The sequence below is a fragment of the Streptosporangium sp. DT93 genome, from assembly GCF_049844535.1.
Lineage (GTDB): Bacteria > Actinomycetota > Actinomycetes > Streptosporangiales > Streptosporangiaceae > Streptosporangium.
Window position 1 is genome coordinate 340,558 of sequence record NZ_JBNCLF010000002.1, and the last position, 16,321, is coordinate 356,878.

At 72.8% G+C, this 16,321-nt stretch carries 14 protein-coding genes; 9 read left to right on the top strand and 5 right to left on the bottom strand.

The annotated features are described in order from the left end of the window. Positions 1 to 8: 8 nt before the first annotated feature. Entirely contained in the window at positions 9 to 518 is a 510-nt protein-coding gene (locus ACLQ2R_RS06735) for a MarR family winged helix-turn-helix transcriptional regulator (RefSeq protein ID WP_425958450.1), read from the top strand. A gap of 114 nt (positions 519 to 632) precedes the next feature. Here the strand turns inward: ACLQ2R_RS06735 and ACLQ2R_RS06740 are convergent, their stop codons facing one another. Further along, positions 633 to 1,223 carry a TetR/AcrR family transcriptional regulator gene (locus ACLQ2R_RS06740; RefSeq protein ID WP_425958451.1) on the bottom strand — a complete coding sequence of 197 codons (591 nt, stop codon included), beginning with the start codon at positions 1,221 to 1,223 and terminating at the stop codon, positions 633 to 635. Continuing rightward, positions 1,210 to 2,736, bottom strand: a complete 1,527-nt coding sequence (locus ACLQ2R_RS06745; protein WP_425958452.1) for an MFS transporter — start codon at positions 2,734 to 2,736, stop codon at positions 1,210 to 1,212. Before ACLQ2R_RS06745 ends, ACLQ2R_RS06740 begins: the two co-directional genes overlap by 14 nt. Before the next feature lie 292 nt (positions 2,737 to 3,028). Here ACLQ2R_RS06745 and ACLQ2R_RS06750 point away from each other — a divergent pair, with 292 nt between their 5' ends. The 7 genes from ACLQ2R_RS06750 (at position 3,029) to ACLQ2R_RS06780 (ending at position 10,945) form a co-directional block, all read left to right on the top strand. Continuing rightward, positions 3,029 to 4,225 carry a histidine kinase gene (locus ACLQ2R_RS06750; protein WP_425958453.1) on the top strand — a complete coding sequence of 399 codons (1,197 nt, stop codon included), beginning with the start codon at positions 3,029 to 3,031 and terminating at the stop codon, positions 4,223 to 4,225. Positions 4,226 to 4,353: 128 nt separating this feature from the next. Next, positions 4,354 to 5,115, top strand: coding sequence for a LytR/AlgR family response regulator transcription factor (locus ACLQ2R_RS06755; protein ID WP_425958454.1), 762 nt, complete (start codon positions 4,354 to 4,356; stop codon positions 5,113 to 5,115). Then, complete coding sequence (locus ACLQ2R_RS06760; RefSeq protein ID WP_425958455.1) at positions 5,112 to 5,660, top strand: hypothetical protein; 549 nt, start codon at positions 5,112 to 5,114, stop codon at positions 5,658 to 5,660. The genes ACLQ2R_RS06755 and ACLQ2R_RS06760 overlap by 4 nt, the downstream gene beginning before the upstream one ends. A 49-nt stretch (positions 5,661 to 5,709) precedes the next feature. Continuing rightward, a complete protein-coding gene (locus ACLQ2R_RS06765) occupies positions 5,710 to 7,209 on the top strand; it encodes a cation acetate symporter (RefSeq protein WP_425958456.1) in 1,500 nt (499 codons plus the stop codon). Positions 7,210 to 7,404: 195 nt separating this feature from the next. Continuing rightward, positions 7,405 to 8,730, top strand: coding sequence for an MFS transporter (locus tag ACLQ2R_RS06770; RefSeq protein WP_425958457.1), 1,326 nt, complete (start codon positions 7,405 to 7,407; stop codon positions 8,728 to 8,730). Between the two features lie 278 nt (positions 8,731 to 9,008). After that, positions 9,009 to 9,338 carry a DUF485 domain-containing protein gene (locus ACLQ2R_RS06775; RefSeq protein WP_425958665.1) on the top strand — a complete coding sequence of 110 codons (330 nt, stop codon included), beginning with the start codon at positions 9,009 to 9,011 and terminating at the stop codon, positions 9,336 to 9,338. Next, positions 9,335 to 10,945, top strand: coding sequence for a solute symporter family protein (locus tag ACLQ2R_RS06780; protein ID WP_425958458.1), 1,611 nt, complete (start codon positions 9,335 to 9,337; stop codon positions 10,943 to 10,945). Before ACLQ2R_RS06775 ends, ACLQ2R_RS06780 begins: the two co-directional genes overlap by 4 nt. Before the next feature lie 273 nt (positions 10,946 to 11,218). Here the strand turns inward: ACLQ2R_RS06780 and ACLQ2R_RS06785 are convergent, their stop codons facing one another. Continuing rightward, positions 11,219 to 12,121, bottom strand: coding sequence for an aldo/keto reductase (locus ACLQ2R_RS06785; RefSeq protein ID WP_425958459.1), 903 nt, complete (start codon positions 12,119 to 12,121; stop codon positions 11,219 to 11,221). Positions 12,122 to 12,223: 102 nt separating this feature from the next. Between ACLQ2R_RS06785 and ACLQ2R_RS06790 the strand changes: the two genes are divergently transcribed. Beyond that, on the top strand, positions 12,224 to 13,303 hold the full coding sequence (locus tag ACLQ2R_RS06790; protein WP_425958460.1) for an alpha/beta hydrolase: 1,080 nt from the start codon (positions 12,224 to 12,226) through the stop codon (positions 13,301 to 13,303). 141 nt (positions 13,304 to 13,444) lie between these two features. On the opposite strand, the gene ACLQ2R_RS06795 is transcribed toward ACLQ2R_RS06790, so the two are convergent. Then, positions 13,445 to 14,980, bottom strand: a complete 1,536-nt coding sequence (locus ACLQ2R_RS06795; protein WP_425958461.1) for a WS/DGAT/MGAT family O-acyltransferase — start codon at positions 14,978 to 14,980, stop codon at positions 13,445 to 13,447. A gap of 274 nt (positions 14,981 to 15,254) precedes the next feature. Beyond that, positions 15,255 to 16,205, bottom strand: coding sequence for a helix-turn-helix transcriptional regulator (locus ACLQ2R_RS06800; protein WP_425958462.1), 951 nt, complete (start codon positions 16,203 to 16,205; stop codon positions 15,255 to 15,257). Positions 16,206 to 16,321 lie beyond the last annotated feature (116 nt).

Genomic DNA, 16,321 nt, shown 5'->3' on the forward strand with positions numbered 1-16,321 from the left:
GTCGTCCCATGAGCGAATCCCTGGATCACGTCGCCCGCATCCAGAGGGAATGGGCTCGCGAGCGCCCGGACCTGGACGTGAGCCCGCAGGGGGTGATCGGCCGCCTCCACCGTCTCGCCGGGCACCTCACCGAGCAGCTCTGCGTCGTCTACCGGAGGTACGGGCTCGCGGAGGGGGAGTTCGACGTCCTGGCCACCCTGCGCCGCGGGGGCCCGCCCTTCGAGCGCGCGCCGGGGGAGCTCGCCGCCTTCACCATGGTCACCACCGGCGCGATGACCAAGCGCGTCGACCGGCTGGAGCGCGACGGGCTCGTCACCCGCCGCCCGAGCGAGAGCGACGGCCGGGGACGCGTGGTCGCGCTCACCGCCGCGGGCAGGGACCTGATCGACCGGGCGTTCACCGAGCACATGCGCAACGAACGCCGCCTCCTCGACGACCTGCCCCCCGAGGAGGCCGCCCAGCTGGAGAGGCTCCTCACCGCCTGGCTGGCCCGCTTCGAGACGGGGTTCGAGCGGTGACCGTCCGGTCGGCGGCGGCGACGACGTCGGCCGGGTGAGCGACCCGGCGAGCAAGATGATCATGGCGGTGACGGAGCCCGCCACGACGCCGATGGCGATGGCCCGGCGTGATCGTCACCCGGCGACGCTCCTCTCCCCCCGGCGCCGGGGCGCCTCGGTGAGGGCGAGCAGTTCCGCTCTGGCCACGGCGAGCTGCTCGGGGGTCAGGTACGGGCTGGAGAGCGCGGTGGCCAGGCCTTCGGCGGCGAAACGGATGGCGAGCGTCCGTCCGGGGGGAAGCCCGTCGGCCTCGAAGGCCGCGTTCCAGGCCCGCGCGTCGCGCCGGTTGAGCTCCTCGTCCGGGATCACGACCCCGAGCACGGCGATGAGACCGGTGGGGGAGAAGGCCTTCGCCAGGTACGCGCTGTCGCCGGTGAGGGCGCGCACGTAGCCTCGGGTGAACTTCCCCGGCCGGTTCTCCGAGATGTCGACGTGGGCTCGGACCTCCTCCCACATGCGGGCGACGCAGCGTTCGCATACCCCCCGCAGCAGGGCGTCGCGGGTGGGGAAGTGGTGCATGAGGCCGCCCTTGGTCACGCCCGCGGCGGCGGCGATGTCGGCCAGGCTCACCTGGGCGCCGCGTTCGGTGAAGATCCTCTCGGCGGCGTCCAGGATCGCGCGGCGGGTGCGTTCCTTGTCGCGGGTCCGGCGTTCAGGCGTGGCCATGCCCTTGTCCCGTCTCGGTGGGGGTGGAGGGGATGATCCGCCAGGCGAGCACGGCGGACACCGCGAGGATCGCGGCGGCGATGAAGGAGGTGGTCTGCACGGCGGTCGTGAAGGCCTCCCGGGCGGCGGCGACGGCGCCGTCGTCGGCCACCGTGGCCACGGTGGCGGCCAGCGACTCCTCGGCGGTGGCGGTGTCGGCCGGCGACAGGCCGGCGGGCAGGTCCAGGGCGGCGCGGTAGACGGCGGCCTGGATCGAGCCGAGGACGGCGATGCCCAGCGCGCCGCCGAGCTCGTAGCCGGTCTCGGCGATCGAGGAGGCGGCGCCCGCCCTCTCCCTGGGGACCGCGGTGACCACGGCGTCGGTGGACAGGGTCATGGAGACGCCGATGCCCAGGCCGAGCACGACCAGGAAGGCTCCCAGGCCCCAGTACGACGACAGGGGGACGGTCAGGCCCAGGCCCGCGAGCCCGAGGGCGCCGGCGGCCAGGCCGGCGCCGATCGCGTGCCCGGTGCCCAGCCTGGAGACCAGGACGCCGATGAGGACGATGACGGCCATGGAGGCGATCGTCGCGGGCAGCTCCGCCAGCCCGGCCCTCAGCGGGCCGTACTCGCGCACGAGTTGCAGGTAGGGGGAGAAGAAGAACAGCAGGCCCATGAAGGCGAAGATCGACAGCGTGTTCGTGATCACCGCCCCGGCGAAGGCGGGAACCCTGAACAGTGAGACGTCGAGCAGCGGGAACCTCAGCCGCCTCTGGCGGCGCAGGAACGCCCACCCGGCCAGGAGCCCGATCGCGGCGCCGGCCGGGACGCTCCCGTCGAGCCCGGTGCCCACCCAGTGCTTGATCGCGTACACCAGCGGGACGATCGCGAGGATCGACAACGCCGAGGAGACCAGGTCGACCGGCTGGTCCGCGTCGCCGCGCGACTCCGGCAGCAGGAGGTAGCCGGCGACCAGGACCAGCAGCATGACGGGCACGTTGATCAGGAAGACCGAGCCCCACCAGAAGTTCTCCAGCAGCACGCCGCCGACCAGCGGGCCGACGGCGGCCCCGGCGGTGGCGCCGGCCGACCAGATCGCGATGGCGCGGGTGCGCTGCGCGGCGTCGGTGAACATGGCCCGCACGATCGACAGCGTCGAAGGCATCAGCGTCGCACCTGCGACGCCCAGCAGGGCCCGGGCCGCGATCAGCGTCTCCGGGCTCGAGGCGAACGCGGCCGCCACCGAGGCGACGCCGAACGCGCCGCTGCCGATCAGCAGCAGCCGCTTGCGGCCGATCCGGTCGGCCAGGTTGCCCATCGTGATGAGCAGGCCGGCCAGGACGAAGGAGTAGATGTCCCCGATCCACAGCAGCTGGGTGGCGGACGGGCCGAGGTCGGCCGTCAGCGACGGGACCGCCAGGTAGAGGACGGTCCCGTCGATCGTCAGGAGCAGCACGACCAGGACGAGGACGCCGAGCGCGAGCCATTCGCGACGGCCCGCCCGCGCCGGGGCGGGGGTGTTCGGTGGAGACATGACGCCCACCGTAACAAACCAGATGGACTGTTGTAGGTTCCGGGTGGTCCGCAGCCTCCGGAGGGCGGACACGGGGTGTCCGGGCCACGTTCCGTGAAACGGTGTGAGGCCCGCTCCCGCCGCCCTTCGCCGAATGCCGTGACCCGTCGTCGCCCGTCGTCGCCCGGCATCGCTCCTCACCGCGCACCGCCCGCCGCGGGGAGGGAGGCCGCCCGGCCCTGTCCTGATCAGGAAAGCTCCGTGATCTCCATGGACGAGGCACGGGCGGGGTGGGGAGTATAAGGTCCGGAGCGTGGAACCCGTCGTCGCCGTGTTGCTGGTCATCGCGCTGGTCGGCGTGCCCGCCCTGGTGCTGTGGCGGGTGCTGCGCGGGCGCCGGGAGCTGGGCAGCAGCCCGGCGGAGCGGGCCACGTTCGAGACCCTGCACACCGCCTCGCTGGCCGCGCCGCCGCTGCGGGCCGGGCTGACCGAGGCCGGGGCGCAGAAGGCCTCGCGGTACCTGCGGGAGCTGCTGGGCTCCCCGGCGCTGGCCGTCACCGACGAGAAGAGGCTCCTGGTCTACGACGGGGAGGGCGACCACCACGCCCGCGACGCGTTCACCCACGCCGACAAGACCCTCGCCGGGGGGCGGACCAGGGTCCTGGGCCCGGAGGTCGTCTCGTGCGATCTTCCCGAATGCCCGATCAGGTTCGCGGTGGTGGTGCCGCTCACCACCGACGGCCGGGTGGTCGGCTCCCTCGCCGCGTACGGCGGGCACGCCTCTGCGGGGCTCGTCAGGGCCGCCCAGGAGGTCGCGAACTGGGTGAACTCACAACTGGAGCTGGCCGAGCTCGACCGCTCCAGGACGCGCCTGATGGAGGCCGAGGTCCGGGCGCTGCGCGCGCAGATCTCCCCGCACTTCATCTACAACTCGCTGACGACGATCGCCAGCTTCGTCCGTTCCGACCCGGATCGCTCCCGTGAGCTGCTGCTGGAGTTCGCCGACTTCACCCGCTACTCCTTCCGGCGGCACGGGGAGTTCACCACGCTGGCCGAGGAGTTGCGCTCGATCGACCGGTACCTGACCCTGGAACGCGCCCGCTTCGGCGACCAGCTCCAGGTGACGCTCCGCATCGCCCCGGAGGTGCTGGCGGTCGCGGTTCCCTTCCTGTGCCTGCAGCCGCTGGTGGAGAACGCGGTCCAGCACGGGCTGGAGAGCAAGCCCGGGACCGGGCGCATCTCGATCGTCGCCGAGGACGCCGGGGCCGAGTGCCGGATCAGCGTCGAGGACGACGGCGTCGGCATGGAACCGGCCCGCCTGCGCCGCATCCTGGCCGGTGACGCCGAGGAACGCTCGGGCGCCGGGGGGGTGGGGCTGGTCAACGTGGACGAGCGGCTGCGTCAGGTCTACGGTGACGAGTACGGCCTGGTGGCGGAGACGGCCAAGGGGGCGGGCACGAAGGTCAGCGTCCGCCTGCCGAAGTACCACCCGGGTGTCTCGGCCCGTTGAGCCCGTGCCCGGTCAGCCGTCGCCGCCCGCCGCCGGGACCCTCCGCTCGCGACCACGAAGAGTTGACATGCGATGTCTGATTCACCACCCTCGAGAAGTTCGCACGTGAACGATCCGGAGGGGTGGGCGTGACCGGCCTGCGCGTCCTCGCGGTGGACGACGAGCTTCCCGCCCTGGAGGACCTGGCCTACCTGCTGCGGGACGACCCGCGCATCGCGGAGGTCTCCCTGGCCAGGGACGGGGCCGCCGCGCTGCGCGTCCTGGACCGGGCGATCGCCGACGGGCGGCCGATCGACGCGGTCTTCCTCGACATCCGGATGCGCGGCCTGGACGGGGTGGTGCTGGGCCGGCTGCTCTCCCAGTTCGCCAACCCGCCCCGGGTGGTCTTCGTGACGGCCTACGAGGAGCACGCGGTCGACGCCTTCGAGATCAAGGCCGAGGACTACCTGCTCAAGCCGGTCCGGCCCGAACGGCTCGCCGAGGCCATCCGGCGGGTGTTCGTCTCGGCCGAGCTGCCCGAGGGCGAGGTCGCCGGCCGCGGCGACCCCGACACCATCCCGGTCGAGCTCGGCGGCGTCACCCGGTTCGTGGCCAGCACCGAGGTCCGCTACGTCGAGGCGCAGGGCGACTACGCCCGCCTGCACACCGCGGGCGGCAGCCACCTGGTGCGCATCTCGCTGGCCACCCTGGAGGAGCGCTGGGCCTCGGCGGGGTTCGTCCGGGTGCACCGCAGCCACCTGGTCGCGGTCAAGCACATCGACGAGCTGCACATCGACTCGGGCCGGTGCGTGGTCCGCATCGGCGAGACCGAGATCCCGGTCAGCCGGCGCCACACCCGCGAGCTGCGGGACCTGCTGGTCCGCCGGGCGCGCAAGGGGCGGGCGGAGTGAGCCGCGTCCCCGAGCCCGGCCAGGGGGCCGAGCCGCGCCGGTGGATCGGCGACCGGTCACGCCGGGAGCCCGAGCGCTCCCGCAAGGAGCCCGACCACTCCCGTAAGGACACCGAGCGCTCCCGGAAGGAGACCGACCGCTCGCGCAGGGACGCCGAGCGCTCCCGGAAGGAGGCCGACCGGCCGCGGCGCGAGGTGGTGACGAGCCCCCGGACCCTGGCCCCGCGCCACCCGCGCTACCCGGTCACCCGGGAGATCGACGAGCAGACCCGGCTGGGCGAGGTCTACATGCGCTCGCTGATCCGCACCCAGTTCCGGCTGGCCCTGTTCGTCTGCACGGTGCTGGGCTGCGTGGTGGGCGGGCTGCCGCTGCTGTTCCTGCTGGTGCCCGACCTGCGCGCGGTCCGCCTGCTGGGGATCCCGCTGCCCTGGGCGGTGCTGGCCGGCCTGATCTACCCGGCGTTCGTGATCGGCGCCTGGCTCTACGTCCGGCAGGCGGAGCGGAACGAGCGCCACTTCGCCGAGCTGGTGGACAGGGCCCGTTGATCCCTCACCCGGGGCGAAGGTCCCCCGTCCGACCGCCGGGAGAGACCGGATGAACACCGCGTACGGGATGACGGCGGTCGTGCTGGTGGTGGTCGCGGCGGTGCTGATCGGCGCGTTCGGCATCAGGCTGTCGCGGACCACCTCCGACTTCTACGTCGCCTCGCGGACCGTCTCCCCGCTGTGGAACGCCTCCGCCATCGGCGGCGAGTACCTGTCGGCCGCGAGCTTCCTCGGCATCGCCGGGCTGATCCTCACCTACGGCGCGGACATGCTCTGGCTGCCGGTCGGCTGGACCGGCGGCTACCTGGTCCTGCTGGTGCTGGTCTCGGCGCCGCTGCGGCGCTCGGGCGCGTACACGCTGCCCGACTTCGCCGAGGCGCGGCTGGAGTCGATGGCGGTACGGCGGATGGCGGGCGTGCTCGTCGTGCTGATCGGCTGGCTGTACCTGATGCCGCAGTTCCAGAGCGCGGGCCTGGTCCTGCGGGCCATCACCGGCGCCCCCGAGTGGGCCGGGGGAGTGCTGGTGGCCGCGGTGGTCGCGGTGAACGTCATGTCGGGCGGCATGCGGTCGATCACGTTCGTCCAGGCGTTCCAGTACTGGCTGAAGCTCACCGCGCTGGCCGTGCCGCTGGTCTTCCTGCTGCTGGCCTGGCGGGAGGGGGGAGCGCCGGGACTGGACGCCCGGGACGCGGCCGTCTGGGCCCTGCCGCTGGCCGGTGACCGGGAGTACGGCGTGTACTCGACCTACTCGCTGATCCTGGCCACGTTCCTGGGCACCATGGGGCTGCCGCACGTGCTGGTGCGGTTCTACACCAACCCCGACGGCCGGGCCGCCCGCCGCACCACGCTGGTGGTCCTGTCGCTGCTGGGGGCCTTCTACCTGCTGCCCGCCGTCTACGGCGCGCTGGGACGCATCTACGTCCCGGAGCTGGAGGGCAGCGACACGGTGGTGCTCGCGCTGCCCGGGCACCTGATCGGCGGGCTGGCGGGCGACCTGCTGACGGCGCTGGTGACGGCCGGGGCGTTCGCGGCGTTCCTGTCGACCTCCTCCGGGCTGACGGTCTCGGTGGCCGGGGTGATCGGCCAGGACATCCTCAAGGGCGGGGTGCGCTCGTTCCGCGCCGCGGCGGTGCTGGCGGTGATCGTGCCGCTGGCGCTGGCCGCCGCCGCCCGCTCGCTCCCGGTCGCCGACGTGGTGGGCCTGGCGTTCGCGGTGGCGGCCTCCTCCTTCTGCCCGCTGCTGGTCCTGGGCATCTGGTGGCGGCGGCTGACGCCCGCGGGCGCGATGGCCGGACTGCTCGCCGGGGGCGGCCTGGCCTGCGTGGCGGTGCTGCTGACGATCGGCGGCGGGCCGCACACGGGCCTGCTCGGCGCGCTGCTGGCACAGCCCGCGGCGTGGACGGTGCCGATCGCGTTCCTCGTCATGGTGGTGGTCTCGCTGCTGACGCCGTCGCGCATCCCGCCGAACGTGGCGCGCACCATGGTGCGCCTGCACACCCCCGAGACCCTTGACCTGGACCGCGGTGACTGGCGGCCCCGTTCCTCTTGACGGGCCCGGTCACCTATGGCGGAATGACCGTTATGTGGGTTCATTTAGGCTGTTTTGATTAGTTTTGGTGGATATGAGTTCCGATGATGAGGCGCCCGCCGGGACCGGCGACGCCGGCGCGTCATCGGCGTCATCGGCGTCATCGGTGCCGTCGGCGTCATCGGCGGGGCGGCCGATGTGCCGGCCCGTCGGCCGGTGGTGACGCCGGAGGTCCTGCGGCTGCCCCGGTTCAGGCTCGTCTACATCGGGATGGCCGTCAGCCTGCTCGGTGACGCCTCGCTGTTGCTGGTCCCCGGCATCCTGGCCAAGAGGCTCACCGGCTCGGACGGCGCCGCGGGCCTGACCCTGTTCTTCTTCACGCTCCCGCTCTGCCTGTCGCCCTTCTTCGGGTACCTGATCGACCGTACGGACCGCAGGAGGCTCCTGGTCGTCACCTGCCTGCTGTCGGGGGTCGCGCTCCTGCCGCTGGTCGCGGTCACCGGGCCGGGCACGTTCTGGCTGGTCTACCCGGTGTCGTCGGCCATGGGCTGCTCGTACGCGGTGATCTTCGCGGCGCTCGGCGGGCTGCTCAAGGACATGCTGCCCGAACGGCTCCTCGGGCAGGCCAACGGTGCCCTGCACACCACCCGGCAGGGGCTGCGCCTGATCGGGCCGCTGCTGGGCGTGGCGATCCACGCGGGTTCGGGGATCGGCGCTCTGGTGCTGTTCGACGTGGTCACTTTTCTGGTGGCCGCCACGATCTTCGCCGCGCTCCCGGCGCCGGCCCTCGCGGACCGTCCGGCCCCTGTCACGAGTCAGGCCCCGGTCACGAGTCCTGCTCCTGTCACGAGTCCGGCCCCGGCCGCGCGTCCGGTTCCCGCCGGCCGGACGGCCCCCACGGCCCGTTCCGCGAGGCGTCCCGCGAGACGCTCCGGAAGGCGTTCCGTGAGGGGAGAGGAGTTCTGGGCCGGGGCGCGGCACCTGGCCGCGGACCCGCCGCTGCGCCGCGCGGCCGGGGCGGCCTGCCTGATGTTCACGCTGGCCGGGGCCACCGAATCGTTGATCTTCGCCGTCATCGAGCACGGGCTGGGCGGGTCACCGGAGTTCACCGCGCTCACCTCGGTCGCCATGGGGGCCGGGGCGATCGCCGGGGGGCTGTGGGGCCCCGCGGTGATGGCGCGCAGGGGAGAGATGTTCGCGATCGGCGCGGGCATCGTGCTGTACGGCGTGGCGGTCCTGTGCTGGGTGGTCCCGGCCGCGACGGTCGTCCTGGCCGCGATGACGGTCGCGGGTGCCGGCCTCACCATGGAGGGGGTGGCCAGGGCGACCCTGCTGCAGCGTCGCAGCCCCGGCCACCTCGTGGGGCGGGTCTCCACCGCGTTCGAGTCCGTGGCCGGGTTCACCCAGCTGTTCTCCCTGGTCGCGGGCGCCGCGCTGGTGTCGCTGGTGGACTACCGCCTCCTGCTGGTCCTGGTGGGCCTGACGGTGTGCGGCGCGGGAGGCCACGCGCTCAGGGGGCGGGCCAGGGCCGTCACGGGGTGAGAACCCCGCCCGGCCGCCACGGGAGGGAGACCGCGCCACGGGGACGGGGGTGCGCGCCGCCCGGCCGTCACGGGGTGAGAGCGCGCTCCGCCCGCCGGTGACGGCCGGACGGGACCCGGTGACCATTCGGCGTACGAGACAGACCTTTCACCGCAAGACATATCCAACTGAACGCGACGCGTCGGCGCCTCGGCGAAGAGAACGCGTGCGGGTCTCCACGGAGGGTAGCGTCGCCCCCTACGTTGTCCGTGATCCAGATCACATTTGTGGGAGGTCTTGTGACCGCCAGGCAACATGATTCATCGGTATATGAAGAGATTCAGGCCAGCGAACAGTTCCAGGAACTGAGGCGCCGGTTCCGGGCGTGGGCGTTCCCGATGACCGCCGCGTTCCTCGCCTGGTACCTGTTGTACGTCATCCTGTCGGCCTGGGCCCGTGACTTCATGGGCACGAAGGTCATCGGCAACGTCAACGTCGCGTTGATCTTCGGCCTGCTCCAGTTCGTGTCGACGTTCGGCATCGCCTGGGCCTACTCCCGTTTCGCGGGCAAGAGGCTCGACCCGCTGGCCGACGAGATCCGCCACGAGACCGAGGGGAAGAGCGAATGAGCAGCCAGACGCTGTCCACGATCCTGTTCCTGCTCTTCGTCGTGGTGACGCTGGGGATCACCTTCTGGGCCAGCCGCAACACCAAGGACGCCACCGACTACTACGCCGGCGGCCGTGGCTTCAGCGGCGTGCAGAACGGCCTGGCCATCGGCGGCGACTACATGTCAGCCGCCAGCTTCCTGGGCATCGCCGGCATCATCGCGCTGTCGGGCTACGACGGCTTCCTGTACTCGATCGGCTTCCTGGTCGCCTGGCTGGTGGCGCTGCTGCTGGTCGCCGAGCTGATGCGCAACTCCGGCAAGTTCACCATGGCCGACGTGCTGGCCTTCCGGATGAGCCCCCGCCCGGTCCGCACGGCCGCGGGCGTCTCCACCATCACGGTGTCGATCTTCTACCTGCTGGCCCAGATGGTCGGCGCGGGCGCGCTGGTCGGCCTGCTGCTCGGCGTCACCTCGCCGACGGGCAAGGCGCTCACCATCGTCGGCGTCGGCGCCCTGATGATCGTCTACGTGGTCATCGGCGGCATGAAGGGCACCACCTGGGTGCAGATCGTCAAGGCCGTGCTGCTGATGGGCGGCGCGGCGCTGATCACCCTGCTGGTGCTCGCCCACTACGGCTTCAACCTGTCGGGCCTGCTCGGCGACGCCGCCACGCAGAGCGGCAAGGGTGACGCCTTCCTGGTGCCGGGCCTGAAGTACGGCACCGAGGCGCAGGGCCTCGCGGGCAAGATCGACCTGATCAGCCTGGGCCTGGCGCTGGTGCTCGGCACCGCCGGCCTGCCGCACATCCTGATCCGCTTCTACACCGTCCCCACCGCCAAGGACGCCCGCAAGTCCGTCCTGTGGGGCATCGGCATCATCGGCGTCTTCTACCTGCTCACCCTGGTGCTCGGCTTCGGCGCGGCGGCCCTCGTCGGCGGCAAGGCGATCGTGGCGCAGGACAAGGCGGGCAACACGGCGGCACCACAGCTCGCCGAGGCCATCGGCAAGCAGATATTCGGCGACGTCGGGGGCACCGTCCTGCTGGCCGTGATCGCGGCGGTCGCGTTCGCCACGATCCTGGCGGTCGTCGCCGGGCTGACGCTGGCCTCCAGCTCCTCCTTCGCCCACGACCTGTACGCGCACGTCTTCAAGCGCGGCAACGTCACCGACAAGGAGGAGGTGCTGGTCGCCCGCATCTCGGCCTTCGTCATCGGCGCGATCTCGATCGGGCTCGGCATCCTCGCCCAGGGGCAGAACGTGGCGTTCCTGGTCGCGCTCGCCTTCGCGGTGGCCGCCTCCGGCAACCTGCCCGCGATCCTCTACAGCCTGTTCTGGAAGCGCTTCAACACCGCCGGGGCCGTCTCGGCCATCTACGGCGGCCTGGTCTCCGCGCTGGTCCTGGTGATCTTCTCGCCGGTCGTCTCGGGCAGCGCCACCTCGCTGTTCCCCGACGCGAACTTCGCCTGGTTCCCGCTGAGCAACCCCGGCATCGTCTCGATCCCGATCGGCTTCCTGGCCGGGTTCCTCGGCGCGCGGTTCAGCAAGGAGTACAGCAGCGAGAAGTACGCCGAGATCGAGGTCCGCTCGCTGACCGGCGTCGGCATGGAGAGGGCCTCCAAGCACTGACGGGCACCCCTCGACGGGGCCCCGCCGGCGACCGGTCCACCCGCGACCGGCCCGTACGACGGGGTCCCGCCACGACGGGGCCTGGCCACGACGAGGTCCGTCCATGACGGGGCCCTGCCTCGGCGAGGTCAGGCCGCGACGGGGCCCGGCCGCATCCGCGACCGGGCCCTGTTCTCATCCGCCCGTTCTCAGGGGCCCCGTCACGACGGGGGGCCGTGACGGGGTCCGGCCACGACTCCGCCCGTGCACGTCCGTCCGGCCCTCACCGGCCCGTCAGCGGGACGCCTCGTCCAGCAGGGCCAGCTCGTCCTCCGAGAGCGTCACCTCGGCCACCGCCAGCAGCGGCCGCAACTGCTCGACGTTACGGGCGCTGGCGATCGGCGTGGCCACGGTCGGCTGGGCGGCCAGCCAGGCGAGCGCCACGGTGGCCGGGGCGACGCCGTGCGAGGCCGACACCTTGTCCAGCGCGTCGAGCACCCGCGGGCCCCGCTCCGACTCCAGGTACTCCGCGGCCCTGCCCGCCCGGGGACTGTCCACGGTCACCCCGGGACGGTACTTGCCGGTCAGGAACCCGCGCGCCAGCCCGTAGTAGGGGGTGCTGGTCAGCCCCTGCTCGATGACCACCTCGCGCAACGCCCCCTCGTAGTCGCGTTCGAGGAGGTTGTAGTGCTGCTGCAGCACCCCGTAGCTGGCCAGGCCGTCCCGCTCGGAGATCCGCATGGCCTCGCTGAGGCGCTCGGCGCCGTAGTTGGAGGCGCCGATGTTGCGGACCTTGCCCTCGGTGACCAGCTCGTCGAACGCGCCGAGGGTCTCCTCCAGGGGCGTGTTCGCGTCGTCGACGTGGGCCCAGTACAGGTCGATGTAGTCGGTGCCCAGCCGGCGGAGCGAGTCCTCGGCCGCCGCGCGGACGTTGGCCGCCGACAGGCCGGGCCGCTCGCCCCACATGCCCACCTTGGTGGCGACCACGATGCGGTCGCGGTTACGACGTGAGGCCATCCACTCGCCGACGATGGTCTCCGACACCCCGCCGGAGTACAGATCCGCGGTGTCGACGAGGTTGCCGCCCGCCTCGGCGTAGGCGTCCAGTACCGCGAACGAGGCGTCCCGATCCGCGGTCCAGCCGAATACGTTGCCGCCGAGGCAGAGAGGGAACAGGTTCAGCTCAGAAAAGCTCATGTGCTAACTCTATTTCGCGAATAATCGCGCGGTTGCCGGGCATCGGCGGCGACCGGCGGAGCGTTATTATGATCGGCGTCAATAAGACTGCCGGAGGCCCCCATGGCGCCAGGTTCACGGGTACGCGGATTCCTCGCCGGCGCCGTGGTCGCGGCCGGGCTGTTCGTCCTGGTGGCGGCCGTCGTGGCCACCCTGGCCCCCCACCGCCCCGGGCCCACCGGCCCGGCGCCCCCCGAGCGCCCCGGCACCTCGGGCGCGTCCCGCGTCCCGGACGCCACCCCCGATTCCCCCGATTCCCCCGGCAAAGTCCCCCGCAAGGCCCCCGGCGGCATCGAGGTGGTCGCGGAGGAGAGGTCAGGCGATCGCCGGATGGACCTGACCCTGCGCTCGGCGGCCCTCGGCGACGTCACCCGGGTACGGCTGCTGCTGCCCGAGGGCTGGTCCCGGGACGCCGGCAGGACCTGGCCCACGCTCTGGCTGCTGCACGGCGGGCTCGACGACCACCGGTCCTGGTCGGCGTCCGACGTGGACGAGCTCACCCGCGACGACCCGGTCATCGTCGTGATGCCGGACGGCGGCCGGTGCGGCAGCTACTCCGACTGGTACAACGGCGGCGACGGCGGTCCGCCCCGGTGGGCGACCCACCACCTCGGGGAACTCCTCCCGCTGCTGGAGAGCCGGTACGCGGCGAGCCGGGAGCGGGCGATCGCCGGATACTCGATGGGCGGCCAGGGGGCGATGCTCTACGCCGCCGCCGGCGGGTTCAGGGCCGCGGCCTCCTTCAGCGGCGCGCTGCACACCCTCATGCCGGGCGTCGACGTGGCCGTCATGCTCGGCACCACCGCGGGATGCCCCGGCACCGACTGGAAGCGCGTCTGGGGCGATCCGCGCGACGACCGCGAGGTCTGGGAGCGGCACGACCCGTACCACCTGGCGGGCAGGCTGCGCGGGGTCCGGCTCTACGTGGCCGCCGGCGACGGCGCCAGGCGCGACGGCGAGCTGTTCGGCGACATCACCGAGGAGCTCGCCCGCAAGGCGGCGCTGGCCTTCACCGGCCGCCTCGAGGCGCTGGACATCCCCTTCGAGCCACACTTCCCCCCGGGCCGCCACACCATGGCCTACTGGAACGGGGAGCTCCGCCGGGCACTGCCCATGCTGCTGCGGTCGGTCGGGGCCCGCTGAAACCGGCCGGTCGTCCGGAACGCGCCGAACAGGCCGGTCGGGCCGAACGGGCCGGTCGGATGAGACGGCCGAACGGGCCGGTCGTCCGGAACGCGCCGAACCGGCCGGCGGTCACGGGACAGGGCCTTTCTGGCCCGGCCCTCAGGCGGGCACCCTCTGCCCGGCGGGAACGGCGGGCTCCGCCGGCACGGACAGGGCGGGCGGCGCGACCTGCTCCATCAGCTCGTCCATGGCGCCTCTCAGGTGGCCCATCAGCCGCCACACGTCGGCCACCCGGTCCGGGCAGGACAGGATGCCGAAGTCGAGCGAGCCGTCGTAGGAGAAGCAGGTGATGTTCACCCCGCCGCTCACGTCGGTCAGCACCGACATGGGGTGGTAGGCCAGCACCCTGGCCCCGCACAGGTAGAGCGGGAGCTGCGGGCCGGGCACGTTCGAGACGATCAGGTTCACCGGCGGCAGCACGATCGAGGCCAGCCGGAACACCGCGGAGGTCGCCAGCGCGGTGACGGCGGCCGGCAGCATCGACGACAGCTCGCCCAGCCAGCCCGCCGGGGAGCCGGCGAAGCGCCGCTTGGCCGTGCGCATCATCCCCGCCATGACCCGCAGGCGCTCGCGCGGGCAGGCCAGGTCGGTCGGGATGGGGGTGACCATGACGGAGATCTGGTTGCCCATCACCTGCCCGGAACCTCCGCGGACCGCGACCGGCACCGCCGCGATCAGCGGCCGGTCGGGCAGGGCGTCGCGCTCGCGCAGCCACGTGCGCAGCGCCGACGCGCAGAGCGTCATGACCACGTCGTTGACGCTGGCCCCCGCGTCCCTGGCCACCCGCTTGACGTCCGACAGCGGGATGGACCCGAAGGCGAAGCGCCGCTCCGCCCCGATGGGGCCGTTGAACGGCGTGCGCGGCGCCGCCAGCACCGGCAGCTCGGGCAGCTCCTCGGTCCTGCCCGTGACCATCCGGGTGGCCGCGGCGGCCACCCGCCGGGCACCCGGCAGCGCCGAGGCCAGCGGCATCGTGTCGAGCTCGGCCGCCATGCGGCCCAGCGAGTACAGCGTCCTGGCCGGTTGCAGCACCGTCCTGGCCACCGCCCCGGCGAGCATCCCGGCCAGACCGGGCGCGGTGGACGCCTGCGCGGGCGGCGCGGCGGGCACGGCCGGTGTGGCGGGCGGCGCGGGCGGCTCGACGACGCGCGGCTCGGGCGTCAGGTCCAGCAGCGCGGCGATCGTCTCCGCCCCCGACACGCCGTCGATGGCACAGTGGTGCACCTTGGCGTAGAGGGCGACCCGGCCGCCGGTCAGGCCGTGGATGAGGTGCATCTCCCACAGCGGGCGGGAGCGGTCCAGGTGCCGCTCGTGGATCCGGGCGACCCGCTCGGCGAGCAGGTCGTCGTCGCCCGGATCGGCGAGGGTCGTCTCGTGGACGTGACCGGCGACGTCGAAGCCGGGATCCTCCACCCAGTACGGCCGGTCGAGGTCGAACGGCACGGTGGCCAGCCGCATCCTCAGCGCCGGGGTCAGGTGCAGCCGCTCGCGCAGCAGCGCGACCAGGCGCTCGCGGGTGACGGCCCCGGCGTCCGCGTGCGACGGGGCGAGGACGGCCAGCCCGGCGACGTGGGCCGCCGTGGTCGCCGACTCGGCGTGCAGGAACTGCGCGTCGAGCGCGGTCAGCTGGCGCATCGGCCGGGCCTCCCGGAAGGAGGGGGAACGCGGGTAGCCGTCATCTCGCCATCATCGCCTCGGCACGTTTCCCTCTCGTTTCCGCCACGGGACCGCGGACGCCTCTCCGGCGACGACCGGACGAACCGGCCGTCATCCAGGGTCACATTCCCGTTTCTCACGGTCATCACGCCTTTTCGTGCCGATGCCCGCTCCTCGGGGCTTCACCTCGTCCGGGACCCCGCCTTCCGCGAGGACGCCTCCACGGTCCGCACCTCGGCACCGTGGGACGGTCTCAGCCGTATCGCCCGACGAGCGCGCCGCCGATCGAGGCCAGGTGGTCCCGCACACCCGCAGGGCCGGTCACCTCGAGCCATTCGACCAGCCCGGCGAGCTCACCGGCGAGCGCGTACTCGTTGTGGCCGCGGATCACGACCTCGACGCGGCCGTCGGTCGTGGAACCTCCCACCTCGAGCCGATCGCCGAGCATCATCCGGAGCAGGTACATCCCGTGGGGCGCGCACACCGCCTGGATCTCAAGAGGCGTTCGTCTGCGGTCGACCTCGTCGGCGATCTCGCGCCAGCTCTCGGCGAGGTCGAAGTCCTCGGGCCGGTGCACGGGATCGCCGGTCGGGTCGGCGGACGACACGCGGTCGATCCGGAAGGTCCGCCGGCCGGCCTCGACGGTGGCGACGAGGTACCACGACGGGCCTTTGGCGACGATGCCCAGCGGGTGGACGGTTCTCCGGGTCTCGGCGCCTTCGCGGTCGACGTAGCCGAGCCGCACCTGGACGCCGCGGATCACCGCGTCCTGGAGTGCGTCGAGGAAGCGAGGTGGCCGGTGCTCGACCACCCGGCTCGCCCCCCATCGTCGCGGGTCCGTGACCAGCGACGACGCCGCCGCCTCGGCCTGCGCCCGGAAGGGCTCAGGCAGGGCCTGGACGAGCTTGCGCAGAGCCGCCTTCACGGCCGGCGTCGCGGCCGAGGCCTGACCGGCGACCAGGAACAGGGCGCGTGCCTCGCTCGCGGTCAACCCGGACAGGTCGGTGCGGGCGCCGCCCACGAGGCGCCAGCCGCCGCCTCGGCCCTGCGTGGAGTACACGGGCACCCCGGCCATGGCCAGGGCGTCGAGGTCGCGGCGGGCGGTGCGCTCGGAGACCTCCAGCTCCCGGGCGACCTCCGCCGCCGTCACCTGCTCGCGCCGTTGCAGCAGGAGGAGGACGGCCACCAGCCGGTCGGTTCGCACGCCGACGACACTTTCACATGAAACCGGTCATGGGGTGACCGGTTTCGGTCGGCACAATGGCGACATCTCCTCGCCGGAGGGTCCCGCCCACGACCGTGTCGACCCTCGGCCTGCCG